Raw genomic sequence first — 24,168 nt, forward strand, 5'->3', positions numbered from 1 at the left:
CCACGGACGCCGGTAGGACATGGCATGCCCGACAGCGTCAAAGGCTCTGCATTCCTGCACACTGATGGACAATCCCGTCATCCCGGGCCCGGTCAACGCCCACCCGCACACCTGGCAGACCGCGCTGCGCTCCGCGGTCCAGGGCCCGCAGTGTTCCTCCCCCGAGGCCGCGGTGGCCTATTCCCACGTCGGCGCGGCACGCGGGCTTGCCGTCTCGATGCACCAGAGCGGCGGGGAACCCGCACCCGGCTGGGAGGCCGTGCGCGCCGCCGGGCTGTTCCGCGCCCTCGCTCGGTACCGACATCGACACCGCCGTGCCCGGCAAGCTCCTCACCGCCGCCCGGACCGCCCCGGCCCACCAGCGCGACCTGGACCACGCCCGTCACCTGCAGACGACCGGAATGCACGCCTGCTTACTCACATCCGCACCTTTGGGGATTTATGCGGAGTCGACATCGCCGGCCGCAGCAGCGGGACCGGGTCGGGGCGGTAGGACTCCATCAGCTCGGCTTGACGGACGAGTTCGGCCGGTCCGGCCAGGGGAACGTCGTTCGGTCGCCGGTGACGTGCGTGTCTGAGCTTGTCCTACCGTCCAGGCGTGGGCCCGAGACGGTCATTCGTAAGATCGTCGGGCTCAGGGCCGGGCACAGCGGTCAGCCCGTGGCCGTCCGATGGGTGCGCGCACACTGTCCCGCAGACACCGGTTCAGCTGTTGAACGGGCGCGTTTCTCCGGGTGTGCGGCCGAAACGGCTCCGGAAGACCCGGGTGAAGTGGGCCTGACTGGCAAAGCCCCAGCAATGGGCGACTTCGGCGATCGTCAGATGGCGGGAGCTCGGATCGGCGAGCACCTGCCGGGCCTTGCCGAGCCGCTGTTCGAGGATGTATCGGGAGGGGCTCACCCCGGTCGGCTGGAAGATACGGCTGAGGTGCCGCGCGGACACTCCGATCGCCTCCGCGACCCTCCCGGAGCTCAGCCCGGGGTCGGTAAGGTGCCGGGCTATGTAGTCCTTGGCCACCGCCAGCTGGGAGAGCATGGCGGGCGACGCGGAACCGCCCAGCCTCGGTGCGGCCAGCGTGCGGACGAGGTCCAGCACGGTGGCCTGGGTGCTGACCGAGTCCTCGCCGCCCTGCCCCGTGACCCAGTCGGCCAGTACCGCCTCCAGCGCGGAAGCCTGGGCACCTTCGGCGGGCGACCCCGTGCCGAGCAGTATCGGTGCGGACACCTCGCCGGAGGCACACTGCGCGGCGAACACCTCACGCGGGATGTCCACCAGCAACTGACGCATGGGAGAGGGGAACCCGAACAGATAGGGCCGCCTCGTGTCGTAGAGAATCAGGTCGCCCGTCCGCAGGGTGACGCAGCCGCCCTCGTGGAAGAACACGCCGCTGCCTGCCGTCAACAGCGTGACGAAGATCGAGTCCTTCGGCAGGGCCCGGCAGGTCCGTGGGGTCCGTTCGATGACGTGCTCGTTGCCGGCGATCTCGGCCAGCCGCAGGTCCCCCAGCTCGACGTTCGTCTCCGTGGCCAGCAGGCCCTCCCGCGAGTACGACGAGCATGTCAAGCCCACCAGAGCCTGGCGGTTGTGTTCCTCCCAGAAGTCGATGCGGTCCGCCGGATCGACCGACTGCGTGGACACGCGGGAGACGATAGGCAGGTTCACCTGAATCTCCTTTCCCGCCCGTGCTTCCCTGATGACTGTGGTGCGGGACTGTTCTGCCGTGACAACAGGGAGTCGATCCGGCCGCTGGGCTGGGCCTCGTGCTCTGACGTGAGGGCCGTCGGAGGTGCCTGGTGCTGTCTCCGGGCGAGAGTACCTCCCGGTGCGCTGCCGCGTCACGGCTCGCGCAGGCGGGGGCCCGGCGTCCGAGCCCCCTGCTGGCGCGTTCACGCGGCTGCCGTCCGTCGTGTGCTCGGCCGGCCGGGACCGGTCAGTCGGGAGGCGCCGTCCCGGGGCCGGCCGGAGTGCGAGCCGGGGGCGCGCAGGCCGGCCCACGCCTGCACGATCGCGGTGAGCCCGAGTCAGCACCTCCTCCCGCTGTCCGAGGTCGTACGCGTCGCGGTCTCGGCTGACGCCGTGCAGGGGACGAGGTGGTCGAGGCCGTCACGGTGTGCGGCGGGGTCGACCAGGATCTTGACCTGGTTTCCCGGACCGTCCAACAGCGCCTCGAAGCCACGGGGGACCAGAGCGTCGAGGGCGATGGTCGAGGTGACGACCGGTGTCAGATCCAGCCCTCGCTCGGCGACGAGCCGGATGAGTTCCGGATAGGTCTCGCGGTAGCCGACGCTGGAGACGATCGACTGCTCGTTGTTGACCAGTGCGAAGGTGTCCAGGGACACCTGAGGGGCCAGACCGACGAGGACGACCCGGCCGCCGCGCCGAGTCGCGGCCAGGCAGGTGCGCAGGGCGCTCTCGGATCCGACCACTTCGAACGCGACATCGACGCCCTCACCGCCGGTCAGCTCACGGATACGCTCCCCGGCTCCTTCCTCCACGCCGGCGTCGACCAGATCGGTGGCGCCCAGCCCGGCGGCGCGGTGCAGGCGAGCCGGGGAAACGTCGACGGCGACGATGCGCCGCACCTCGCGTTCGGCGGCGAGCCGGACGGTGAGCAGGCCGACCGGGCCCAGGCCGACCACCGCCACTGTCTCGGGCAGGGCCCCGGCGCGCCGTAGGGCGTGCAGGGCGACCGAGGCTGGTTCGAAGAGCGCGGCCTGCTCCAGCGACACGTTCTCGGGGAGGCGGTGCGCCATATAGGCGGGGATGGCGGCGTACTCGGCCATGCCGCCGTTCCCCATCAGCCCGGCGAACCCGAAGTGTCGGCAGATGTTGTACTCACCTGCCCGGCACCGTGGGCACTCCCCACACCGGTAGTTCGGTTCGACCGCCACCCGGTCGCCGACCGTCAGGTCGTTCACCGACGCCCCGAGGGCCACTACGGTCCCACAGAACTCATGGCCGAGGACGAGCGGAGCTGTGACGCCGGAAGCCGGATGCGGCTTCGCGACGGGGATCGCGTGTGGTCCGTCGACGTACTCGTGCAGGTCGCTGCCGCAGATGCCGCAGTAGGCGACCTTGATGAGCACCTCGCCGCGCCCGGGTGTGGGAGCGTCCACCTCGGCTATCCGGACGTCCCTGGCTCCGTACCAGACAGCGGCCCGCATACGCCGCGTGTCGGCCCTCATTCGGCCGCTCCCGCCACCACCGCGCCCGGGCCGACCGCGGCCTCGGCCCGGGCGGCCCGCCGACGCAGCACGCCCGGCGCGGTCTCCCGCAGGCCGAGGGAGAGCAGAACGACGGCGACGGCGCCGCCGGCGGAGATGAACATGGCCGTCTGCAGGCCCCAGACGTCCGAGGCGCGCCCGGCGATCACCGGAGCGAGGAAGCCACCGGCCAGCTCGCCGACTCCCATGACCAGGCCGAGTGCGGTGGCCAGCGCGCCACGGGACACCGTCTCGGCGGGGATGGTGGCCATGAACAGGGTGAAACAGCCGAGCCCGGTGTAGGTGAGCACGATAACCAGGGCCAGCACCACCGGATCGGTGACGTAGACCACTGCCAGCGGACACAGGGCCGCTGTCGCGGAGAAGGCGATCATGGTCGGCTTGCGGCCGATGCGGTCGGAGACGGCCGGGGTGAGGAACCCCCACAGGACCCACCCCACTCCCAGGCAGGTCATGACGCCGCTCATGGTGCTCGGGGAGAAACCCTTGACGGTCAGCAGGTACGTAGGGGTGAAGGTGACGATGACGATGAACCAGGTCAGGTAGCAGCACGCGATCGCCATGCACAGGACGATGTTGCGGTGTCCCAGAACCTCCCGCACCGACGGCTTGGAGGCGGCCGTCGTCTCGGGGACGGCCTCGGCATCGACGGTGGCGACCTGGATCCGGCCGCCGGGCGGCACCTCCCTGACCGACTTGGCGATCCAGACCGCGATGAGCAGACCAGGCACGATCGTCACGAGCAAGGCCGTGCGCCAGCCATGGAGCTCGGCCAGCCACACCACCGCCAGCGGGGCGAGGATCCCGCCCATCAGGCCTGCCGACGAGCCCTGGAGCAGCCCCATGTTGAGACCGCGACGGCTCTCCCGGGACGCCTCCACCATCAGTGACTGGGCCAGCGGCAGCACGGCTCCCTCCGCCACGCCCATCAGGGCCCGGGCGACGAGGAGGCCGAGGAAGCCCGTCATCAGCCCGCCCGCCGCGGAGAAGCAGGAGAAGAGGACCACCGCGGCGATCAGAATGGGTCTGCGTCTGCCGAGTTTGTCCGACAGCCGGCCGGCGACCAGCCCGGACAGTGCCCAGGTGAGGGCCAGCACTCCGGACAGGGTACCCAGTTCGGTGTTGGACAGATGGATCTCTTTGCTGATGAACGGGGCAAGGAACGGCAACGCCTGGCGGTCGAAGAAGACGAATCCGAAGGCCAGGAAGAGGATCAGCAGCAGCCGGTTCTCATAGCGGTGTGCTGCACCGTCGGTGGCCCCGGGCGCTTCTGCGTCGGGCCGCACACGGGTACGGATACGTGACATCGGAACCTCGTTCGGAGCGGCGGGACCGGGGTCACCGGAAGAGTGAGTTGACGTAGTCGGCACCGATGCCGACCCTCTCGTAGTGGTTCCTGCACAGCTCGATGTAGTCGTGGACATCGAAGTAGCCGGTGGTGTTGCCGTCCTCGTCCAGCCAGATCAACGGCCCCTTGACGATGAAGAACGCCTTCATCGGCTCGTCGCTCTCGTAGGCCACCAGCGTGTGTCCCTCGCCGGGGGCCTCGTAGACGAAGTCACCGGCCCGCGCGGTCCAGGGCCGCTCCAGGTAGCCCCACTTGCCGGAGATCGTGTACGCGAACACCTCGTGCGGGTGGTAGTGCCGGTTGACGAGTCCGGCCTGCTTGGCGCAGAGGATGTCGGCCCAGGAGTTGTCCTTGACGTTGATCCACAGCGGGCGCGAGCCGACGGTCTCGCTGAGCGGTGCGTAGTACCGGTCGTCGTCGGTGGCCACCTGGGACAGAAAGACCTCCGGTTGTGCGTCGGGCTTCACCGAGTCGGTGATCGGCTTGAGGCCCTTCCAGAATTCCGACCTGGCTTCCTCGGGCATGTTTCGGCTCCTTTTCGTCGAGGTGGCCGACAGTGAACCCCTAGAGCCGTGGCCAGGTCTTTCCCGTGGGAGACATGGCGGATTGCCTGTTTGGGACATGCGCCGTCTCCACGACCTCCGGTGCGCGGCGGTGGGCCGGCTCCCCCACCTACCCGCCGGCGTGTCATACCTGAGGCGTACCGGCGATCAGCGCCGAGTGGCACCGCCGTACCACTCGGGCGGTCAAGTGTCCCCCGTGGTCCCAGGGTTCGGGCCGGCCGCGCTTCTAACGTCGGCTGCACAGGCCGCGGCGCTCGCCCGGCCCAATCCGAGGGAAAGGCCCACCCATGATCGAAGCGCGTGAGCTGACCAAACGGTACGGCGACAAGACCGTCGTCGACGAGTTGAGTTTCACCGTCAAGCCCGGTGAGGTCACCGGCTTCCTCGGCCCCAACGGTGCCGGCAAGTCCACCACCATGCGCATGATCGTCGGCCTGGACTCCCCCACCAAGGGCTCGGTGACGGTCAACGGCAAGTCGTACGCGAAGCACATGGCACCGCTGCACGAGATCGGCACCCTGCTGGAGGCCAGGTCCGTCCACCCCGGCCGCAGCGCGTTCAACCATCTGATGGCGCTCGCGTACACGCACGGCATCCCGCGCCGCCGGGTCGACGAGGTCATCGAACTGGCCGGACTGACCAGCGTGGCCGGTAAGCGGGTCGGGGCCTTCTCGCTCGGCATGGGCCAGCGGCTCGGTATCGCGGCGGCCCTGCTCGGCGACCCCGCGATCGTCATGCTCGACGAGCCGGTCAACGGCCTGGACCCCGAGGGCGTGCTGTGGGTGCGCAATCTGCTGCGTTCGCTGGCCGACGAGGGCCGGGCGGTGATGCTCTCCTCGCACCTGATGAGCGAGACGGCGATGATCGCGGACCATCTGGTGATCATCGGCCGTGGGCGGCTGCTCGCGGACACCACCGTCGACGACTTCACCCGGGAGGCGAGCGGCGGCGGCGTGAAGGTCGCCTCCGCCGAGGCCGGCAGGCTGCGCTCGCTGCTGGCGGGGCCGGACATGACGATCTCCTCCTCGTCCGCCGAGGAACTCCTGGTCTTTGGACGCGATGCCCGGGAGATAGGGCGGATCGCGGCCGAGCACGGGGTGGCGTTGTACGAGCTCACCCCGCAGGCCGTCTCGTTGGAGGCGGCGTTCATGGACCTGACCAGGGACGTCGTCGAGTACCAGAGCCATCCCGTCGAGACCGAGCGAAAGGCAGCCTGATGACGGTCACCGAACTCTCCCCCACCCGGACCAACACCCCGGCCTACAAGGTCACCGGTCCACGGGTGCTGCGCGCGGAGTGGGCCAAGTTCTGGTCGCTGCGCTCCAGTTGGATCACCCTCGCTGTCGCCGTGGTCCTGCTGATCGCCCTCGGCTCGATCGCCTCCGCCACCTACAGTCCCGACGCGCCCGCCCAGGACGGACCGCCCGGACCGGGTTCCGGCGAGCAGGACGCGGTCAGCCTCGCCCTGCTCGGGGTGACCTTCGCGTCGCTGGCCGTCGGTGTGCTCGGCGTCCTGTTGTCGGCCGGCGAGTACACCACCGGCATGATCCGCTCCACCCTCACCGCCGTTCCCCGCCGTCTGCCGGTCCTGTGGTCCAAGGCCGCCGTGATCGGCGCCGTCATCCTGGTCCTGACCACGCTCGGCGCCCTCGCCGCCTTCCAGCTGGGCACCGTGGGCCTGGACGGCGAGAAGATCGCCCTGTCCCTGGGCGACGACGGTGTACTGCGCAGCCTGGCCGGGGCCGGCCTCTACCTCGCCCTGGTCGCCGTCGCGGGTGTGGCCCTGGGCATGCTGCTGCGCTCCAGCGCCGGGGCGATCGCGGTCCTGGTCGGCGTCCTGCTCATCCTCCCGGGCCTGGCCTCCCTGCTGCCCGACTCCCTCTACGACAACATCAACCCCTACTTCCCCAGCAACGCGGGCTCGGCGATGTACGCCCTGCACGACTCCTCCGACGCCCTCTCCCCCGGAGCGGGACTCGCCGTCTTCGCCGGGTGGGTGGCCCTCACCCTCGCCGGAGCCGCCTGGCGGCTCCTCAAGAACGACGCCTGAACGGCGGTGCGAGACAGTGGGATCATGAGACAGACGCCCGCGACCCTCACCCGGGGGACGGCCACCGCGCCGTCCCCCGGGCTCGCCGACGCCTGGGCACACCCGCTCCTGGGCCGGATACTGCGCGGTCGGAGCGCCCGACGCCGACTGGACCAGCGGCATCCGTGGGTGCTCGACACCGCGGTCGTCCTCGTCGTCGCCCTGTTCAGCCTCCCCGACCTGCTCTCACCCGGCCGCCACGGCCCCTTCGGGGACACGACGGACCGCAGCCAATTGCCGATGCCGGTGCTGGTCGCCTTCGCCGTCGCGCTCGTCGTACCGCTGTGGTGGCGCCGCAGGGCCCCGGCCGCCACGTACTGGGTGATCTCCGCGGTGTTGCTGGCTCAGTGGTCGCTGGGTGTGTGGCAGCAGACCGGCATGCCCGCGCTCATCGCCCTCTACAGCCTTGCCCTGCACGGATCACTGCGCGCGCTCGGCGTGGCCGCCGCTCTCACCACGGCCGAACTGGCCATGGCGGTGGGGCTACTGGCCCCTGTCGAGCACCCGTTCCTCGGTCTCTTCTTCCTGATGGGCACGGCGACGGCGGCCATCGCCATCGGCCTGACGCTGCGGATCCGCCGCCTCTACCTCGCGGCACTCGAGGACCGGGCCACACGCCTGGAGATCGAGCAGGTCCAGCGCATCCGGCTCACCACCGCCGCCGAACGCACCCGCATCGCCCGGGAGATGCACGACATCGTCGGCCACAACCTCTCCGTCATGGTCAGCGTCGCCGACGGCGCCGCCACCCTCGCCGCCAACCGCGGCGAGACGTCCGCCGACGCCCTGCGCATCCTCGCCGACACCGGCCGCCAGGCGATGAGCGAACTCCGGCAGGTCCTCGGCGTGCTGCGCGACGAGCGGGGCCCTGAAGAGGACGAACGGCTGCTCGGCCCACAGCCCGGCATCCGGGACCTGGACGCGTTGCTGACGCGCGTTCGAGCGGCGGGGCTGCCCGTGACCTACCGGACGACGGGCGACCTCGACGCCCTCGGCAGCGGCGTTCAGCTCACCGTGTACCGCGTCGTCCAGGAAGCCCTCACCAACACCCTCAAACACGCCGGCCCGGCCGCCACGGCCGATGTCACCGTCACCACGGACACCGACACCGTGCACATCAAGGTCGCCGACACCGGCGCAGCCGCCGCCGGGGCGCGGTCCGGCGACGCCGGGCACGGCCTCGTCGGCATCCGCCAGCGGGCCGCCATGTACGGCGGCACCGTCACCCTCGGCCCGCGTGCCGCCGGCCACGGCTGGCTCGTCGACGTCGTCCTCGAAGTAGCCCCAGGAGATCATCAGCCATGACCACCGTCCTCATCGCCGACGACCAGCCCCTGCAACGCATGGGCGTGCGCATGCTTTTGGAGGGCACGCCCGGCCTGACCCCGGTCGGCGAGGCGGGACACGGCGCAGAGGCCGTCCGATTGGCTGCCGAACTGCGCCCCGACGTCGTCCTCATGGACATCCGCATGCCCGGCATGGACGGCATCGAGGCCACCCGTCGCATCATCGCCGCGGGCGGCCGCACCCGCGTCCTCATCGTCACCACTTTCGACCTCGACGAGTACGCCTACGACGGCCTGCGCGCCGGCGCCGGCGGCTTCCTCCTCAAGGACGCCCGCCCCGAGGAACTCGTCGCCGGCATCCACGCGGTCGCCACCGGCGACGCCGTCGTCTCCCCCCGCCTCACCCGTCGCCTCTTGGACGCCTACACCAACCGGGTCCTGGCCCCCGGGGACAGGCCACCCGCCCAGGACCCCCGCCTGAGGACCCTCACCGACCGCGAGCGCGAAGTCCTCGTCGCCATCGGCCAGGGCTGGACCAACACCGAAATCGCCGAGCGCCTCGTCCTGACCGAATCCACCGTCAAGAAGCACGTGGGCCGCGTACTCGCCAAGATCGGCGCCCGCGACCGCATCCAGGCCGTCATCACGGCGTACGACACCGGCCTGGTCAGGGCCAAGTCGTAACCGGCCGAGGCCTGCCACGGGCCGCTCCGAGCCGTCAGCCGCGGGCCGGAGCGGACGTCGACATCCGGTGGGCGGCGCAACTGCTCGCACAACACCCGTTCGTGGTCCGGCTTGGCGAACGGTTCCTGCACGGATACCCGAGCCGCTGGTCACCGGTGCCATGGGCCTGTAGGAGGGGACGGCCGTCACACCGAAGTACCTGACGCCGGTGCCCGACGCGTTGGAAGTCGCGAGGATCAGCACGCGGGTACGGCCGCCGACAGCGACGTTCCGGCCGGTGGCCTCGACGCCGTCGGTGCCGAGCGGGGACGGCATCGCCGTCTTGGAGGGGCGAACCGGCGTCAGGTCCAGCTGCAGCGGATCGCCCCGCGCGATCTGTGCATCGAGCCTGATACGGGCTCCAAGATCCGCCGGACGGGCACCCGGCCGAGCTCACCGGCCGCTTGGCGCACCCGTCGCGAGGAGTCCGTTGACCACGAGCGTCGCCAGCGCCTCCGCTGTGTCCGTGAGCTGCTGTGACGAGGCGGATTCCGGTCGGCCGAGGCGCCGCGCCAGAGGGCCCTCCACCATTCCCGCGACGGGCGGGATGACAGCGAAGAACAGCACGTCCTTCGGAATGGGCGCCATGCGTCCGGAGGCGACGAGCCGCTCGATGCTGGGCGTCATGAGCTGAAGGGTCGGAGCGACGAAGCGCTCGTACAGAAAGTCCAACCGTTCGGTGTCCCGGGACGACTCGTCGACGAAGACGCGTCCGATCAACGGCGTGTCCGCCGCGGCGCGGTAGAAGCCGGTGACGATCTGGCGCAGCCGCTCGGCATCGTCGATCCCGGAATCCGCCTGTAGCAGGCCCTCCAGTTGCGGCCCCAGCGCATGGTCCATGACCGCACGCCAGAAAGCCGCCTTCGACCCGTACCGGTCGTTGATGAAGTTGTGGCTGACGCCCAGGCGGCGGGCCAGTTCACGTGCGGAGGCACGGTCGTAGCCCAGCTCCGCGAAGGCCTCGAGGCCCCGCTGGAGGATGCTCTCCTCCTCGGGCACCGCCGGAGTGCCGGCCCCTGGGCGCCCCGGCCGCCTGACGGACTCGGTTCGTACTCCCATCACTGCCTCCATGACTGCTGGTTCGTTCCTGCGCGGCATGCACCTCACAGGCGTCGTTCGTCGGCCTCGCGCTCTTCCCGAAGAGACCTGCCTCGGCTGCCTACGGGGGTTGCCCGCAGCCCAACCCTGGGCTCACGAGAAACAAGCTTACTTGACACCTGTCAGATTGCTACTAATCTGACAGGTGTCAGAGGCTGTTCGTGACGGACATCCCACCTTCCCGACCGGCTCGGGGAACTGAGTGCGTCCGACGCCCTGCTCGCACCTTCTCGGAAGTGAGAGAGCCACATGACCGCGAACCACACCCCCCACACACCCTCCGAACGAGTGATCGCCCTGGAAGCGGTGGGCCGCCGACCCTCCACAAAGGCCGACCGCATGGCGCCGCTGATCACCGCCGGAGATCCGCTCGCCGACGCCGTCATCGCCGAACTGGACCTCCACGGCCCCAAGGCGCGGCAGGCTCTCGACGCCGGTCTGAGGAAAGGGCTGGCAGGTCTCGACGAGCGGCCCCGGGAAGCCGTCGCCGCGCTGTTGAAGCAGGTGGAGACGACCCCTTCCTGGGTCGACCCTCTGATGCTCCACCGCGGCGACACCGTGAGCCTGTCCGTCCCGCCCCTGTGGTTCGGTCTTTGCGTGATCACCAGTGCGCTCGCCCACACCTACGCCTCCCCGGCCACCGCACGGCTGCTGATCCGAACCGACAGGCCGACGCCGACCTTTTCGCGCCGGCTCGCGGAGACCGGGGTGTGGGCGCGGCAGATCATCCGGCCGGGAGGGCTCCTGCGCGGAGGGCCGGGGTACGTGGCCACCGTCGAGGCCCGGCTGCGCCACGCCCGCATGCGGGCCGCATCCCTCACGGACTGGGACATGGGCGTCCCGGGTCTGCCGATCGGTCAGCTCGACATGGCACGCGCCTGGCTCGGCTTCACCCTCACCGCCTGCCAGGCCCTGACGGCCGTGGGCATCGACATCACTGCCGAGGAGGAGAGCCACCTCTACCGGTACTGGTCCTACGTCGCCCATCTCCTCGGGCTGGACGAGCGCCTGTACAAGGACGTCGCCGACCACGCCGGCGCCCGCCGCCTGCAGGACCTGCTCAACACCATGACGGCCACACCCGATGACACCTCACGCGCTGCGACAGCCGCCATGATCGGCGCGCAGGCCCACGCGACGGCTCACGCGCCGGGCGCGGTCCTGTCCGAGAAGCAGCTGGAAGACCTCATCCACCGCGTGCTGCGGCGGTCCCTCGGGGACACGGCAGCAGACCGGCTGGGCATCCCCGACGTCCCGGCCGCGACCGACCTGATGCCGCTGATCAGCACCTTGAACCGGCAGGCCCGGTACTGGCAGACCTTCTCCCCCGCCTCGGCGCAGGCAGCCCGCCGACAGGCCGCCGAAGAGCCCGGGCCCGGATCGCAACCGATCGCGGCTGTCCTTCCCCTCGGTGTCGCTCTTCAGCGCCGTGCGGGAGCCCGTCGCTCAGGTACGCCGGCGGCCTGACGGCTACGCGATCACAGACCGCGTCACGTGACGAGCTCCAACGAAGCAGCCGTCCGCATCACATCACCGCACCTTCTGCTCCTTGACCACTTCTCTGGAGACTTCGTCATGTCGCAAACGTCCCTCGACACACCGGCCGAGGGCACCGTGTCCCCGCTCCCGTCCACCGGCGCACCACCTCGCCATCGCTGGTGGATCCTCACCGTCATCGGCGTGGCCCAGCTCATGGTGGTGCTCGACTCGACGATCGTGAACATCGCCCTGCCCTCGGCCCAGAAGGACCTGGGCTTCTCCGACGGCGACCGGCAGTGGGTCGTCACCGCCTACGCCCTCGCCTTCGGCAGCCTGCTGCTGCTCGGCGGACGCATAGCCGACCTGTTCGGCCGCAAGATCACCTTCCTGGTCGGACTGGTCGGCTTCGCCGGGGCCTCCGCCTTGGGCGGCGCCGCGAACAGCTTCGAGATGCTGGTCGCCGCGCGCGTCGGTCAGGGCCTGTTCGGGGCCTTGCTCGCCCCGGCCGCGATGTCGCTGCTGACCACGACGTTCACCGACCCCAAGGAGCGCGCCAGGGCCTTCGGTGTCTACGGCGCCATCGCCGGCGCCGGCGGTGCCATCGGCCTGCTGCTCGGCGGTGTGCTCACCGAGCACCTCGACTGGCGCTGGACCCTTTACGTCAACCTCGTCTTCGCCGGTGCGGCGTTCCTCGGAGGTGCCCTCCTTCTGCGCCGTTCCCACCGCGACAAGACCACCAGCCTGGACATCCCCGGCGGCGTCCTCGTCGGCGGCGGCCTGTTCAGCCTGGTCTACGGTTTCGCCAACGCCGAGAGCCATGACTGGAGTTCGCCGCAAACGTGGGGCTGGCTGGTCGCCGGAGTCGTCCTGCTCGCAACGTTCACCGTGTGGCAGACCAGGTCCTCCCATCCTCTGCTGCCCCTGCGCGTGCTGGTCGACCGCAACCGCGGCGCCTCCTTCGTCGCCGTGTTGATCAGCGGCGCCGGCATGTTCGGGGTGTTCCTCTTCCTCACCTACTATCTGCAGCAGAGCCTCGGCTACACGCCCTTCGAGACCGGGCTGGCCTTCCTGCCCATGACCGGCGCGCTGGTGATCAGCTCCGCCCTTGCCACCAACGTGCTGATCCCCCGCATCGGCCCCAAGCCGGTGGTCCCGCTGGGCATGGGCCTGGCCGCCGCCGGCATGGTCTGGATGACCGCCCTCGACCTGCACAGCTCCTACGTCACGGACGTCCTGCCGACTCTCGTCGTGGTGGGTCTCGGCCTCGGCCTGGTGATGCCCCCTGGCATGAGCCTGGCCGTCACAGGCGTGGACGCCGAGCACTCCGGGGTCGCCTCCGCCACCGTCAACGCCATGATGCAGGTCGGCGGCTCGATCGGCACCGCCCTGCTCAACACCCTCGCCACCAGCGCCGCCACCGACTACATGACCGGCAAGGACCCCAGGGACCCCGCCGTGCAGGCCCATGCGGGCCTGGAGGCCTACTCCACCGCCTACTGGTGGTCGGCCGTCTTCTTCGCCGTCGGACTGGTCATCAGCGTCATCCTCTACCGACGCGGCGTGCCGGAGCAGGACCCGGACGCCGCCCCCGTCGTACACATGTGACGTCCGAGAAAGGGCCGGACCGACCCGGTGCAACGGGTCTGTCCGGCCCTTTCGGCGCGCCGGCGTCGCCGGTCCTCTGCGGCGGGAAGTCGTACAGCCGACGTGGGGCGTCGGCCACCGACGGAGGTGGGCGACCGGCACCCTGGTCGAGCGCACCAGCCCGCTACGGGCATCGCGCGCGGCAACAAGACCCCCGCCGAAGCCATACCAGAATTACCCACAGGCCCATTGACCGAGTGATTCGCGACGACTGCGGGATGCCGCCCGCCGCCCGTCCCCGGTGGGAGAGCGGGCGGCAGGCTGGAGGTCGCCCGAGAGCGTCGGCCTGCTTGTAGGTGGGGTCAGCTCGACACGCGGAAGGTGGCGTCGGCGCGTGCTGTCGTGGTGCTGATGGGGTCGAGGCGGAGCTGGTAGGCGTAGTGGCGGATGTAGCGGTCGGGGAAGTTGTACGACTGGAAGGAGGACCAGGTGGCGTCGGCGAGGCCGGCGACCTGGCGGAAGGTGGCGTCGGCTGCGAACTGGGCGGTGCCGTCGTTGCGGACCAGCTGGAAGTCGTAGTTGGCGTGGCGCAGGAAGTAGCCGGGCATGTTCACCGACTCGAAGGAGACGGTGCCGGTGCCGGCGAGACCGGGCCTGATCCGGAACTTGGCGTCGTCGCTGGTGATGTTCTGGTCGATGCGCACGTCGAAGTCGGCGTGCCGTACGTACCGGTCCTGGAAGTTGTACGACTGGAGCCGGTTGGCCGCGGACCAGCGGGTGAGCACGCGGCTCTCCTCGGCGGCCGTCAGGTTCAGGATCGAACCGTGACGCTTCTTCGTCCCGCCCATGTTGTAGCTGCCCGACGCCGGAATCTGGTAGGTGCCGGGGGCGGAGGGGTTGGCCGTCGTGACCGGCATGTAGCCGCGTCCTGTGGCGTACTGGTCGAGGTAGAGCGCCCACTCGTTGCGGTCGCGGAACTTCATCCACATCGGGCCCTCGACCGTGTTGCCGGGTCCCTGTGTGCCGGTCAGGCCGATGCCCAAGAGGTTGCCGAGATGCGTCCAGGTCCCGAGGATCGAGTTGCTGCCTTCCAGGGTGATCTGGCCGTCACCTGAGGCGCGCACGTAGCGGTAGTTGCCGACGCCGGCCGGCACCTCGACGATCTGGGTGTCGATGATTTCCTGGGTGCCGGGGCGGTCGATGTAGATCTGCGGGGTGGTGATGGTGCGGAAGTCGCTGGTGCGGGCGTAGAAGATACGGTGCTTCGTCGCGCCGTTGTGGGGCACGTTCGTCGCCCAGTACAGGACGTAGTCGTTGGTCGCCGGGTTCCAGATCGCCTCGGGTGCCCAGGCGTTGCGCCCGTCGGGGATGGCGCCGGCGACGTTGAGCAGCCACGGCTGCGACCAGTTGACCAGGTCCGTCGACTCCCACACCACCAGGTTGCGGCTGCCGTTGTTGATGGAGTCCGCCCACGACTGCCCGCAGGCGATGCACAGGTCGGTCGCGATGATCCAGTACTTGCTGCCGTCGGGCGAGCGGACCAGTGCGGGGTCGCGCACCCCCTTCGTGCCGACCGTGGAGCGCAGGGTCACTCCCCCGCCGTTGAGGTCGTTCCAGTGCAGGCCGTCGGTGCTGTGCGAGAAGTAGATCTGCTGACCGTTCGACCCCTCCCCGATGAAGTGCGCCATCAGGTAACCCGGGTCGGCGGCGGCCGCCTGCTGGGGTGTGGCCAGGACTTGGGAGGTGAAGAGCAGGCAGGCGGCGACCAATATCGCCGACAGCCGCGCGAAAACAGCGGACATGTGCATTTCCTGTCGTTCTACCATGCCAGCGTCGGGTGAGAAGAGCAGTGGGATGGCATGGGCGGCTCGGTGTTGAGGGGATACGCGGCTACCGGACGACTTTTCTCCCCACCGAGGCGCAGGGGGCCGTCGGAGGGGCGCGACGCCAGCGTTTCGTTCGAAACCTCGGACATCGTTCGTAAAGTCGGGCACATTCAAATGGGAGGAGAGGGACTCGTCAATACCTTTGCCAACTGTGTTCGCGGACCCGAGGGGGCGGTTGCGCTCGGCGAGCGCGGTGACGCAGCACGCGGTCCGGCCGCTGGGGGGCGATGGATGTGGTTGGTGGCCGAGCGCACGGATCTTCGACGTGTTTCCGCGCAAGGTGTTGACACCCGCTCGGCAGCTCCCGACTTCCGACGTGTGCGCGGCACGCCCCCAGCGGCGGTCATGACATGACCGGTACGGCCCAGGCGCGGTACCACGGGGTGGTCACCTCCGTGGTACCCCGCCGTTCGCCGGACCCTTTCCACCGCGACGACAGCGAACCCGGCCCGGTCCTGTGTCGATGGCAGGCACCGGCCCGTGCCGGCCGGTTCAGCCGGTCAGGCGTCGGAACTGCTGGTTGGTGCCGGTGCCGCAGGGCCACTGGATCAGACGAGCGCCGTTGACGGTGGAGGCGTCCTTGACGTCCAGGCACTTTCCGCTGTGCCGGGCCACCAGGCGGTAGTAGCCGTCTCCCTGGTCCTCGAACCGCCACTGCTGGTTGGTGCCCGTCGTACAGCGGTACTGGTTCACGAAGGCACCGTCGGCAGTGGAGTTGCCCCCGACGTCCAGGCACTTGCCGCTGTGCTGGGCGAGCACACGGACGTAGCCGCCCCCCGCGTCCTGCAGCCGCCACTGCTGGTTGAGGCCACCGCCGCAGGTGTACTGGAGGGCGACCGCGCTGTCGGCGGCCGAGTTGTCGGTGATGTCGAGGCACTTGCCGCTGTGCCGGGCGACCAGGTTGTAGTAGGGGCCGCCGCCCACTCCGCTGACCGTGCCGGCGGCGGTGTCGATGGCGATCTGCGGGTACCACGGCAGGTTCATGGTGGTCCGGGTCGGGAAGGTCAGCGGCAGCCAGACGTACTGGGATTCGTTGACCGTGCCGCCCATGGAGTTGCCCCAGCGGTCACCCATGTACAGGTACGAGGTGCCCTGTGTGCCCTGGACGGGCAGGACGAACGTGGTCTGGGAGCCGTAGCCGGTGTCGTCCCCGGCGTCGGCCATCGCGGTCCACGGACCGGTGATGCTGGTCGCGGTCGCGTACTTCTGCTGGTTGGGCTTCCAGCCGCTGTTGCCGGAGGTGAGCATGAAGTAGACGCCGTCCCGCTTGAACAGCGCCGGTGCCTCCCTGAAGGTGCCCGCCCAGGGGTTGGCGACCAGGCTGCCGTAACCGGTGTAGTCGGCGGTGAGCCTGTAGATGTGCAGGTCGGCGTTACCGGCCGCGGAGGTGATTTGGTACGCGGTGCCGTCGTCGTCCTTGAACAGGGTCATGTCCCGGGACGTGGTGCCGGACGGCGGCCGGAAGCTGCCCCTCCATGTGTAGTCACCATCGACGTTGTCGGAGACGGCGACCGCGGCACGAGCCTGGGTGTAGTCGCTGCCGTTCTCCTTGTGCATCCACATCACGAACTTGCCGGTGGTGCTGTTGAAGATCACCTTCGGCCGCTCGATGTTGGCGACCGCCAGCTCGGGATCGCTGGCCTGCGTCAGCGCGTGGTTACGGAACTCCCAGTTCCTCAGGTCCGTGGAGCGGTAGACGGAGACGGCCTTGAAGGTGTTGTCGGCGTTGCGGTTCTCACCGAACCAGTAGTAGTAGGAGCTGACCTTGATCACTCCGCCGCCGTGGGCGTGCACCACGGCTCCCGTGGTGTCGGTGAACTGCGTCCCGTTGGTCACGGTGACCGGGGCGGCGTGAGCCGGCAGGCCGCCGACCAACAGCGCGAACACGCCCAGGAGGAGGGCAAGGAGAGGTGTGAACGCACGTCTGAGCATCGGTCCTCCGCTTCCAGTGACAGGCGGTCGATGTTGAAGCCTGTTCGGATCTGTCGCAGGACGGTAGGTTCCGGGTGCGCCCCCGTCAATGGTTACCGTAGCGTAAATACATCCCATGTAAGTCGCTCCACCAAGCCGAAGTAGCTACCAAGCACCCAATTAACTTCAGGCTTGTCTGTCTCAACTATGGACAAGAGCGCTCTCGGTGCCCCCTAATTCATCCAATGTCTCGGGCGGCTGGCGACCATGTGTCGCACCGCCACGGCGCCCCCGGCTACTCACTCCACGCCCGAGCCGCATCACCGTCCGTGCTGTTCTGTGAACAGTCAGGAGAGAATTTTGTCCAAACCGATCAGTCGCCGCACAGTGCTGACCGGCATGGCCGCCATGACGGTTGCCGCCGCCGTCTCACCAACGCTGGCGACACCCGCCCATGCCGCCACCGCCCCCCAGCCGCTGCCCCTTCTCCCGCTGCGGATCCCCAAAGTGGACCTGGGCATCGAGCAGCAGTCCGACGAGAGGATCCAGTGGCTGCAGGACGCCAAGCTGGGGATGTTCATCCACTGGGGCGTCTACTCGGGGCCCGCCAAGGGCGAGTGGTACATGGAGAACGCTGCCGTCACGCCCGAGAACTACAAGAAGTACTTCACCGACGCGACAAGCGAGCAGTTCACGGCGAGCGCCTACAAACCGGCCGACTGGGCCCAGTTGGCCAAGGACATGGGCGCGAAGTACGCCGTGCTCACGACCCGCCACCACGACGGCTTCGCCCTGTGGCCGTCCACCCACCCCAACGCCTTCCACGCCGGCCAGGCACCGATGCAGCGGGACCTGATCGGTGAGTACGTCACCGCCGTGCGCAACGCCGGTCTCAAGGTCGGTCTCTACTACTCCCCGATGAGCTGGCGCTACCCCGGCTACTACGACGTCAACGGCACCAACTGCCTGCCCAACAAATGGGGTTACACCACCGATCCCGCGCACAAGGAGAACGCGAGGATCATGAAGAACGAGGTGTACCAGCAGGTCAAGGAGCTGATGACCCAGTACGGCAAGATCGACGACATCTACTGGGACGGCGGCTGGCTGGGCCAGCGCGGCTCGGACGCGGACGCCGCCTACTTCTGGGAAAGCGGCAAGCTCCGCGACAGCACCAACCAGTGGCCGGTGGACGCCGCCTACAGCGACACCGACCCCGCCACCGGCAAACCCCTCGGCGTGATGGGCGTCGTCCGCAAGCACCAGCCCGAGATCGTGGTCAACTTGCGCTCCGGCTGGATGGGCGACTACCTCAGCGAGGAAGGCGGCTCGATCCCCTCCGGCGCCATGCGTACCGGGCGGGTGGTGGAGAAGAACTTCACCATCTGCGGCACCTGGGGCTACAAGGCCGGCGCACCCGTGATGAGCTACGGCAACATCATGAACATCCTGGTCAACTCCTGGGTGCGCAACATGACCGTCCTGCTCAACGTCGGCCCCGACCGCACGGGAGTGATCCCCGCCGACCAGGGCGCGGTGGTGCGCAGGGTGGGCTCCTTCCTGTCCATCTGCGGCCAGGCCGTCTACGGCACACGCAGCGGACCTTGGGAACCGGTGGACGGCCAGTACGGCTTCACGTACAAGGACAACACCTTCTACGCCCATCTGCTGCCCGGCTACAGCGGCACCTCCTTCACCACCCCCTCCATCGGTGACGCGCAGGTCACCCGCGTCTTCGACGTGGCCACGGGGACCGACCTGCCGTACACCGCCGGCGCGGACGGCAGGGTGGCCATCACCGGCATCAACCGCACCCGCATCCCCGAGGACAGCATCGTCGGCGTCACGCTGGACCGCTCCGTGCAGCCGGCGAACATCGCCGCGGGCAAGACCGCCACCGCCAGCAGCGAGGAGGCCTCCAAGGGCAACACCGCGGCCAAGGCCGTCGACGGCTCAACCGCCACCCGCTGGAGCGCCAACAACGGCAACACGGGACAGTGGCTGAAGGTGGACCTGGGCACGACCAAGTCCCTCACCGGTACCCGTATCGCCTGGGAACTCGACGGCAAGAACTACCAGTACAAGATCGAGGGGTCCACCGACAACACCAACTGGACCACCCTGGTGGACCGCACCGCCACCACCAGCACCAGCCAGGTGCAGATCGCGGCCTTCCGTGCGCAGGCACGGTATGTGCGGGTGACCGTCACCGGACTGCCCAGCAGCGTCTGGGCCTCGATCCGCAGCCTGGAGGTCTTCGACCGGCCCATCACCGCGGACATCGGCACCTACCGGCTCGTGAACCGCAAGAGCGGCAAGGTCCTGGAGGTCAAGGACGCCTCGACCCTCGAAGGCGCAGGCATCATCCAGTGGCCCTGGACCGACGGCCCCAACCAGAAGTGGAAACTGCAGCCGAACAGCGACGGCTCCTACCGGCTGGCCAACGTCCTCAGCGGAAAGGTCCTCGGCAGCCCGGACGGCTCCGCCCAGGGCGCGGGCCTGGAGCAGGCCACCGACGACGGCGGCGACAACCAGTGGTGGAAGCTGGTCCCGTCCCAGACCAGCGGCTACTACCGGCTCGTCAACGTCCGCAACGGCTGGTGCGCCGACGTCAAGGACGCCTCCACCCAGGACAACGTCCCGGTCATCCAATGGCCCCCCACCGACGGGGCCAACCAGGACTGGCAGCTTCTCGCGCTGTAACGGCGCCAAGCGGGGGCGCGCCGCGGTGTGGCGCGCCCCCGCTCCCCTCTCCCTGAAACGCCTCCGGAGTCAACGCCATGGGCCTGCCCGACCAGCCTCTCGACCGCAGACGGTTCCTGACCGCCGCGGCACTCACAGCCGGGGCCGTCACGCTTCCCGGGCTTCTGCCCGGGCGGGCTGCCGCGGCCGTGCCGCCCCAGGTCGACCTCCCCGAGCGGGGCATCTACGACACGGGGACCGCGTCGGCGTGGACCGACGGTTTCGTGACCGGCAACGGCGAGTACGGCGCCGTCCTGTACGGGGCGCCCACGCTGGAGAAGGTCATCGTCAACCACCACCGGTTCGTGCTGCCCAACGGCACCCGCGACACACTGCCACCGGTGATCTCGGGCCGTCTGGCGTCCGTACGGGACAGGGCGCTGGCCGGGGACTACGCCGGGGCGCAGTCGAGCTTCGCCTCGGGCTGGAACCTGCGCTGGACGCAGACGTACCACCCCGGGTACGAGCTGCGGCTGAGCACGCCGGGCATGACCACGGTGAGCGACTACGCCCGGATCACCGACTTCCGCAGCGGAGAGGTCACCCACACCTGGACCGACCAGTACGGCACCTGGAAGCGCCACGCCTTCGCCTCCCGCGCCGACAAGGTCATCGTCCATGAACTGCTGCTGGCGACCGCGCGGACCGTCGACACCACCCTCAGCGTCAACACCGCGCTCGAAGGCACCCCGAGCAGCGTGACGTTCGCCACCACGGCCACGGTCAGCGGCGGCGACGGCTATCTGAACCTGCGCGGCACCTACCCCTCCGGTCAGGGCGCGCACGGCTACGAGGGCGTCACCCGAGTCGTCGTCACCGGCGCGAACGCCTCGGTCACCGTCAGCGGCTCCACCCTGGTCGTGGCCCGGGCCACCAAGGTGCTGCTGCTGACCAAGCTGGGCCGCTACGACACCGCCACCGGCTGGGACTCCAAGCCGCTGCACAGTGCGCTGGCCGCCCTCACCACGGACTACGCCACCCTGCTGTCCCGCCACAGGGCACTGCACTCGGCAATGTACGACCGCTCCAGCCTGGACCTGAACGTCTCCGCCGCGGACCGGCAGCTGTCCACCAGCGAACCGATAGCCCGGCAGAACAGTGACCGGACGGTCATCGACCTGGCCCTGCTGGAGCGGCTCTACGACTCCGGCCGCTACTTCTTCGTCAGCTCCAGCGGCATCCTGCCACCCCGGCTGACCGGCATCTGGACCGGCACCTGGAACGGTGCCTGGGCGGACGACTTCACCACCGACGCCAACGTCAACTTCCAGGTCGCCGGCGGCAACATCCTCGGCCTCACCGACGCCATGCAGGGCTACTTCGACCTGGTCCTCGGGCAGCTCGACGAGTGGAGGACCAACGCCAGGAACATCTATGGCACGCGAGGTTTCCTCGCCCCCATCCGGACCGACGGCGAGTCCGGCCACATGCTCCACTTCGACGGAAATTTCCCGGGGCAGACGTGGACCGGGGGCGCCGACTGGCTGCTCTACCCGCTGCTGGAGTACTACCAAGTCACCGGCGACGACACCTTCTACCGCACCAGGCTGGCCCCCGCCCTGAGGAACTGGCCCTGTTCTACGAGGACTTCCTCACCCGCACCGACGCGAGCGGCAAGGTCGTCTTCGTACCGTGCTTCTCCGTCGAGAACAAGCCCGGCAACACCAACCAGTACCTCTCGGTCAACGCCACCGGCGAGATTGCCGCGGGCAGGCACGCCCTCCAAGCGGCCATCGACGCCGCCAACGCCCTCGGCGTCGAGCAGGGCAGCGGGCAGGGTGTGGCCCGCTGGACCGCGCTGCTGGGCAAACTGCCCGCCTACCGCGTCAACAGCGACGGCGCCCTGGCGGAATGGGCCTGGCCCGGCCTGAGCGACCACTACAACAACAACCACGCCCAGCACATGTACGGCACCTGGCCGCTGCACGAGATCAACCCCGAGGACAAGCCCGACCTCGTCCTGAACGCCCGCAAGGCCCTCGACCTGCGCGGCGACGAGACCAAGGCCGCCCATGGCGCCATCCACCGGGCCTTCGCCCGCGCCCGCCTGAAGGACGGTGCCGGCGTCTACAGCAACATCAGGAAGATCCTCAGCAACGACATGGTCTTCAAGTCGCTGATGACCGCCCACAACCCCAATCCGACGATCTACAACGCGGACGCGGCCAACGCCCTGCCCGCGATGCTCTCCGAAGCGCTGGTGTACAGCCGCCCCGGCCTGCTGGAACTGCTCCCCGCCCTGCCCGACCAGCTCGCCAAGGGCGCCATCAAGGGAGTATGGGGCCGCAACCGGATCCTGGTCGAGAGCCTGACCTGGGACACCGCCGCCCGTACCGCCACCGTGGTCCTCACCTCGGACATCACCCAGAACATCACCCTCGTCTGCCGCCGCGGCATGACCTCGGTGAGCACCACCGCGACCGTCGCCGCCTCCTCGCTCGGCAACCACGCCCGGGTGGTGTCGCTCACCGCCGGCAGCCGGACCACGATCACCGTCGGCCTGCTCACCGGCGTCTTCCGCCTGGTCAACCGCAGAAGCGGCAAGGTGCTCGACATCAAGGACGAGTCGCCCCTCGACGGAGCCACAGCGATCCTGTGGCCGTGGACCGGCGGCACCAACCAGCAGTGGAGGTTCCAGCCGAACCACGACGGCTCCTTCCGCCTGGTCTGCGTCAAGAGCGGAAAGGCGCTCGGATCGCCCGGCGGGTCGACCGTCCAGGGCCAGGTGCTCGAGCAGTGGACGGACAGGTCGGAAGCCCACCAGTGGTGGAAGCTCGTCCCCGCGACCAGCGGCTACCACCGCCTCGTCAACGTCAAGAGCGGTCTGTGCGCGGAGGCGGAGAACGGCGCCACCGCTGACCGCACCCCGATCATCCAGTGGCCCGCCAACACCGGCTCCAACCAGGAGTGGCAGATCGTCGCCGTGTGAGCCGCCGGGCGACGAGCGGTGAGCATCGCCGGATGTGCCTCAGCTCCTCGCACCGTGCCGGCTGTCGCCCTCGCCGGACGCTCGTCCGGCGAGGCAGTTCGAGGACGTCCGGACAGCTGTGGAAGGTGCGGATCTCCTTGGGCGGCGAGGCTACGGCGACCGTGCCGTCGCACCTGCGACAGCCCCAGCCAACCTCCCCGCGCGACCGATGGGCGGGCGCGGAGCCCCGACGGCACGTCACCCACCCATCGCACCAATCCGCCATTTCCGCAGGTCAACGCACCCTTCCTCGTGGCTTCAGAGACGTCGGCGGCAGTTCGGGGGCAGGCAGCGGATCCCCGTCGTACCCCTTCACCACCCCGAATCTCGACCCCTCCATCCAGTCCTGACGAGCCTGTTCGATCTCCTCCTGCGACCGTCCGATCCAGTTCCAGAACATGATCAGCTCCTCCTCGAAGGGCTCGCCGCCGAGGAGCATGACGGACGCGTCGGAGTCGGCGCGCAGGGGGAGTTCGGTGCGTCCGCAGCCGAGGTAGAGCATGGAGCCGGGGAGGACCGGCACACCGTCGACGTGGGCCTCGCCGGACATGGAGAGGACCGCGTACTCGAAGTCGGGTTCGAGCGGGAGGCGGAGGTCGGCGCCCCGGGTGAGCGTGAGGTCGGCGCCGACGATCGGCGTGAACGTCGTGCCGGGTGACGTCGCGCCGTCGAGGGATCCCAGGATGAGAGTGGCCTCCAGGCCGGGCGCGGTGACGACCGGCAGCTCCGCGTGGTGCTCGAAGCGCGGGTCGGTGTGCCGGTGCGCGTCCGGCAGGGCGACCCACAGCTGGGCGCCGTGCAGGAAACGGGCGTGCGACCTGGGGCTCTCCTCGGAGTGGCTGATGGCCCGCCCCGACGTCATCAGACCCAGCTCACGCGGGCGGATCGTCTCCAGGCTGCCTGTGGAGTCGCGGTGCAGCACCTCGCCCTGGTGCAGCCAGCTGACGGTCTGCAGGCCCATGTGCGGGTGCGGCGGCACCTGCATGCCGGGCTCGTCGGCGATGTCGTCCGGCCCGTAGTGGTCGACGAACGCCCACGCGCCCACCATGCGGCGCCCCAGGTTCGGCAGCAGGCGCCGTACTTCCGTGGACTCGCCGAGTCGCACACGGCGGGGGCTCAGCAGCTCCCGCACGGGTTCGGCGACGACGAATCCCCGGCCGCCGCACACGCTCGGCACCGCCTGACGGTCAAGATTGCTCATGCCGCTCAACCTAGCCCCCGCCCGGCCCCTCCGTCAGACCGAACGCCTCCCCACCACCGTCCGACC

The 24,168-nt window shown here is 69.4% G+C and carries 16 protein-coding genes and 1 pseudogene; 9 read left to right on the plus strand and 8 right to left on the minus strand.

Going from position 1 to position 24,168, the window contains the following annotated elements; all coding sequences use genetic code 11:
- Window positions 1–705 precede the first annotated feature (705 nt).
- From ACZ4Z3_RS37525 to ACZ4Z3_RS37540, 4 genes are all read right to left on the minus strand, one after another.
- Window positions 706–1,638, minus strand: a complete 933-nt coding sequence (locus ACZ4Z3_RS37525; protein WP_468505256.1) for a helix-turn-helix domain-containing protein — start codon at window positions 1,636–1,638, stop codon at window positions 706–708.
- A gap of 383 nt (window positions 1,639–2,021) precedes the next feature.
- Entirely contained in the window at window positions 2,022–3,185 is a 1,164-nt protein-coding gene (locus ACZ4Z3_RS37530) for a 2,3-butanediol dehydrogenase (protein ID WP_468505257.1), read from the minus strand.
- Window positions 3,182–4,531, minus strand: a complete 1,350-nt coding sequence (locus tag ACZ4Z3_RS37535) for an MFS transporter (protein WP_468505258.1) — start codon at window positions 4,529–4,531, stop codon at window positions 3,182–3,184. Before ACZ4Z3_RS37535 ends, ACZ4Z3_RS37530 begins: the two co-directional genes overlap by 4 nt.
- Window positions 4,532–4,562: 31 nt before the next feature.
- Window positions 4,563–5,096, minus strand: coding sequence for a 2,4'-dihydroxyacetophenone dioxygenase family protein (locus ACZ4Z3_RS37540; RefSeq protein ID WP_468505259.1), 534 nt, complete (start codon window positions 5,094–5,096; stop codon window positions 4,563–4,565).
- A 326-nt stretch (window positions 5,097–5,422) separates the two neighbouring features.
- On the opposite strand from ACZ4Z3_RS37540, the gene ACZ4Z3_RS37545 reads away from it, so the two are divergent.
- Genes ACZ4Z3_RS37545 through ACZ4Z3_RS37560 form a run of 4 tightly spaced genes read left to right on the plus strand, consistent with a single transcriptional unit; the run spans window position 5,423 to window position 9,194 of the window.
- On the plus strand, window positions 5,423–6,352 hold the full coding sequence (locus ACZ4Z3_RS37545; protein WP_468505260.1) for an ABC transporter ATP-binding protein: 930 nt from the start codon (window positions 5,423–5,425) through the stop codon (window positions 6,350–6,352).
- Window positions 6,352–7,185, plus strand: coding sequence for an ABC transporter permease (locus ACZ4Z3_RS37550; RefSeq protein WP_468505261.1), 834 nt, complete (start codon window positions 6,352–6,354; stop codon window positions 7,183–7,185). Before ACZ4Z3_RS37545 ends, ACZ4Z3_RS37550 begins: the two co-directional genes overlap by 1 nt.
- A 24-nt stretch (window positions 7,186–7,209) precedes the next feature.
- Window positions 7,210–8,529 (plus strand): sensor histidine kinase, encoded by a 1,320-nt coding sequence (locus ACZ4Z3_RS37555; RefSeq protein WP_468505262.1) that lies wholly within the window; start codon window positions 7,210–7,212, stop codon window positions 8,527–8,529.
- Complete coding sequence (locus ACZ4Z3_RS37560) at window positions 8,526–9,194, plus strand: response regulator (protein ID WP_468505263.1); 669 nt, start codon at window positions 8,526–8,528, stop codon at window positions 9,192–9,194. The genes ACZ4Z3_RS37555 and ACZ4Z3_RS37560 overlap by 4 nt, the downstream gene beginning before the upstream one ends.
- Before the next feature lie 432 nt (window positions 9,195–9,626).
- Here ACZ4Z3_RS37560 and ACZ4Z3_RS37565 read toward each other — a convergent pair whose 3' ends face one another.
- A complete protein-coding gene (locus ACZ4Z3_RS37565) occupies window positions 9,627–10,232 on the minus strand; it encodes a TetR/AcrR family transcriptional regulator (RefSeq protein WP_468505264.1) in 606 nt (201 codons plus the stop codon).
- 348 nt (window positions 10,233–10,580) lie between these two features.
- Here ACZ4Z3_RS37565 and ACZ4Z3_RS37570 point away from each other — a divergent pair, with 348 nt between their 5' ends.
- Together ACZ4Z3_RS37570 and ACZ4Z3_RS37575 are read left to right on the plus strand one after the other, a co-directional pair.
- Window positions 10,581–11,798 carry an oxygenase MpaB family protein gene (locus tag ACZ4Z3_RS37570; protein ID WP_468505265.1) on the plus strand — a complete coding sequence of 406 codons (1,218 nt, stop codon included), beginning with the start codon at window positions 10,581–10,583 and terminating at the stop codon, window positions 11,796–11,798.
- A 108-nt stretch (window positions 11,799–11,906) separates the two neighbouring features.
- Window positions 11,907–13,415, plus strand: coding sequence for an MFS transporter (locus ACZ4Z3_RS37575; RefSeq protein ID WP_468505266.1), 1,509 nt, complete (start codon window positions 11,907–11,909; stop codon window positions 13,413–13,415).
- Between the two features lie 341 nt (window positions 13,416–13,756).
- Here ACZ4Z3_RS37575 and ACZ4Z3_RS37580 read toward each other — a convergent pair whose 3' ends face one another.
- A complete protein-coding gene (locus tag ACZ4Z3_RS37580) occupies window positions 13,757–15,196 on the minus strand; it encodes a glycoside hydrolase family 43 protein (RefSeq protein ID WP_468505267.1) in 1,440 nt (479 codons plus the stop codon).
- Between the two features lie 576 nt (window positions 15,197–15,772).
- Window positions 15,773–17,212: an RICIN domain-containing protein gene (locus ACZ4Z3_RS37585; RefSeq protein WP_468505268.1), complete on the minus strand. Its 1,440-nt coding sequence runs from the start codon at window positions 17,210–17,212 to the stop codon at window positions 15,773–15,775.
- Between the two features lie 378 nt (window positions 17,213–17,590).
- Between ACZ4Z3_RS37585 and ACZ4Z3_RS37590 the strand changes: the two genes are divergently transcribed.
- From ACZ4Z3_RS37590 to ACZ4Z3_RS37600, 3 genes and pseudogenes are all read left to right on the plus strand, one after another.
- Entirely contained in the window at window positions 17,591–19,894 is a 2,304-nt protein-coding gene (locus tag ACZ4Z3_RS37590; protein ID WP_468505269.1) for an alpha-L-fucosidase, read from the plus strand.
- 77 nt (window positions 19,895–19,971) lie between these two features.
- Window positions 19,972–22,349, plus strand: a pseudogene (locus ACZ4Z3_RS37595) (glycosyl hydrolase family 95 catalytic domain-containing protein); the annotation flags it as partial.
- Window positions 22,329–22,862, plus strand: a complete 534-nt coding sequence (locus ACZ4Z3_RS37600) for an RICIN domain-containing protein (RefSeq protein ID WP_468505294.1) — start codon at window positions 22,329–22,331, stop codon at window positions 22,860–22,862. The pseudogene ACZ4Z3_RS37595 and the gene ACZ4Z3_RS37600, both read left to right, overlap by 21 nt.
- A gap of 274 nt (window positions 22,863–23,136) precedes the next feature.
- On the opposite strand, the gene ACZ4Z3_RS37605 is transcribed toward ACZ4Z3_RS37600, so the two are convergent.
- Window positions 23,137–24,102, minus strand: coding sequence for a pirin family protein (locus tag ACZ4Z3_RS37605; protein ID WP_468505270.1), 966 nt, complete (start codon window positions 24,100–24,102; stop codon window positions 23,137–23,139).
- Window positions 24,103–24,168 lie beyond the last annotated feature (66 nt).

Source organism: Streptomyces sp. NPDC030296, assembly GCF_055572815.1.

Coding starts and splice junctions, on each gene's coding strand:
- ACZ4Z3_RS37540 (WP_468505259.1), bottom strand. CDS start 5,096: ATGCCCGAGGAAGCCAGGTCGGAATTCTGGAAGGGCCTCAAGCCGATC.
- ACZ4Z3_RS37530 (WP_468505257.1), bottom strand. CDS start 3,185: ATGAGGGCCGACACGCGGCGTATGCGGGCCGCTGTCTGGTACGGAGCC.
- ACZ4Z3_RS37535 (WP_468505258.1), bottom strand. CDS start 4,531: ATGTCACGTATCCGTACCCGTGTGCGGCCCGACGCAGAAGCGCCCGGG.
- ACZ4Z3_RS37590 (WP_468505269.1), top strand. CDS start 17,591: ATGGCCGCCATGACGGTTGCCGCCGCCGTCTCACCAACGCTGGCGACA.
- ACZ4Z3_RS37570 (WP_468505265.1), top strand. CDS start 10,581: ATGACCGCGAACCACACCCCCCACACACCCTCCGAACGAGTGATCGCC.
- ACZ4Z3_RS37605 (WP_468505270.1), bottom strand. CDS start 24,102: ATGAGCAATCTTGACCGTCAGGCGGTGCCGAGCGTGTGCGGCGGCCGG.
- ACZ4Z3_RS37550 (WP_468505261.1), top strand. CDS start 6,352: ATGACGGTCACCGAACTCTCCCCCACCCGGACCAACACCCCGGCCTAC.
- ACZ4Z3_RS37555 (WP_468505262.1), top strand. CDS start 7,210: ATGAGACAGACGCCCGCGACCCTCACCCGGGGGACGGCCACCGCGCCG.
- ACZ4Z3_RS37580 (WP_468505267.1), bottom strand. CDS start 15,196: ATGTCCGCTGTTTTCGCGCGGCTGTCGGCGATATTGGTCGCCGCCTGC.
- ACZ4Z3_RS37560 (WP_468505263.1), top strand. CDS start 8,526: ATGACCACCGTCCTCATCGCCGACGACCAGCCCCTGCAACGCATGGGC.
- ACZ4Z3_RS37585 (WP_468505268.1), bottom strand. CDS start 17,212: ATGCTCAGACGTGCGTTCACACCTCTCCTTGCCCTCCTCCTGGGCGTG.
- ACZ4Z3_RS37600 (WP_468505294.1), top strand. CDS start 22,329: ATGACCTCGGTGAGCACCACCGCGACCGTCGCCGCCTCCTCGCTCGGC.
- ACZ4Z3_RS37545 (WP_468505260.1), top strand. CDS start 5,423: ATGATCGAAGCGCGTGAGCTGACCAAACGGTACGGCGACAAGACCGTC.
- ACZ4Z3_RS37575 (WP_468505266.1), top strand. CDS start 11,907: ATGTCGCAAACGTCCCTCGACACACCGGCCGAGGGCACCGTGTCCCCG.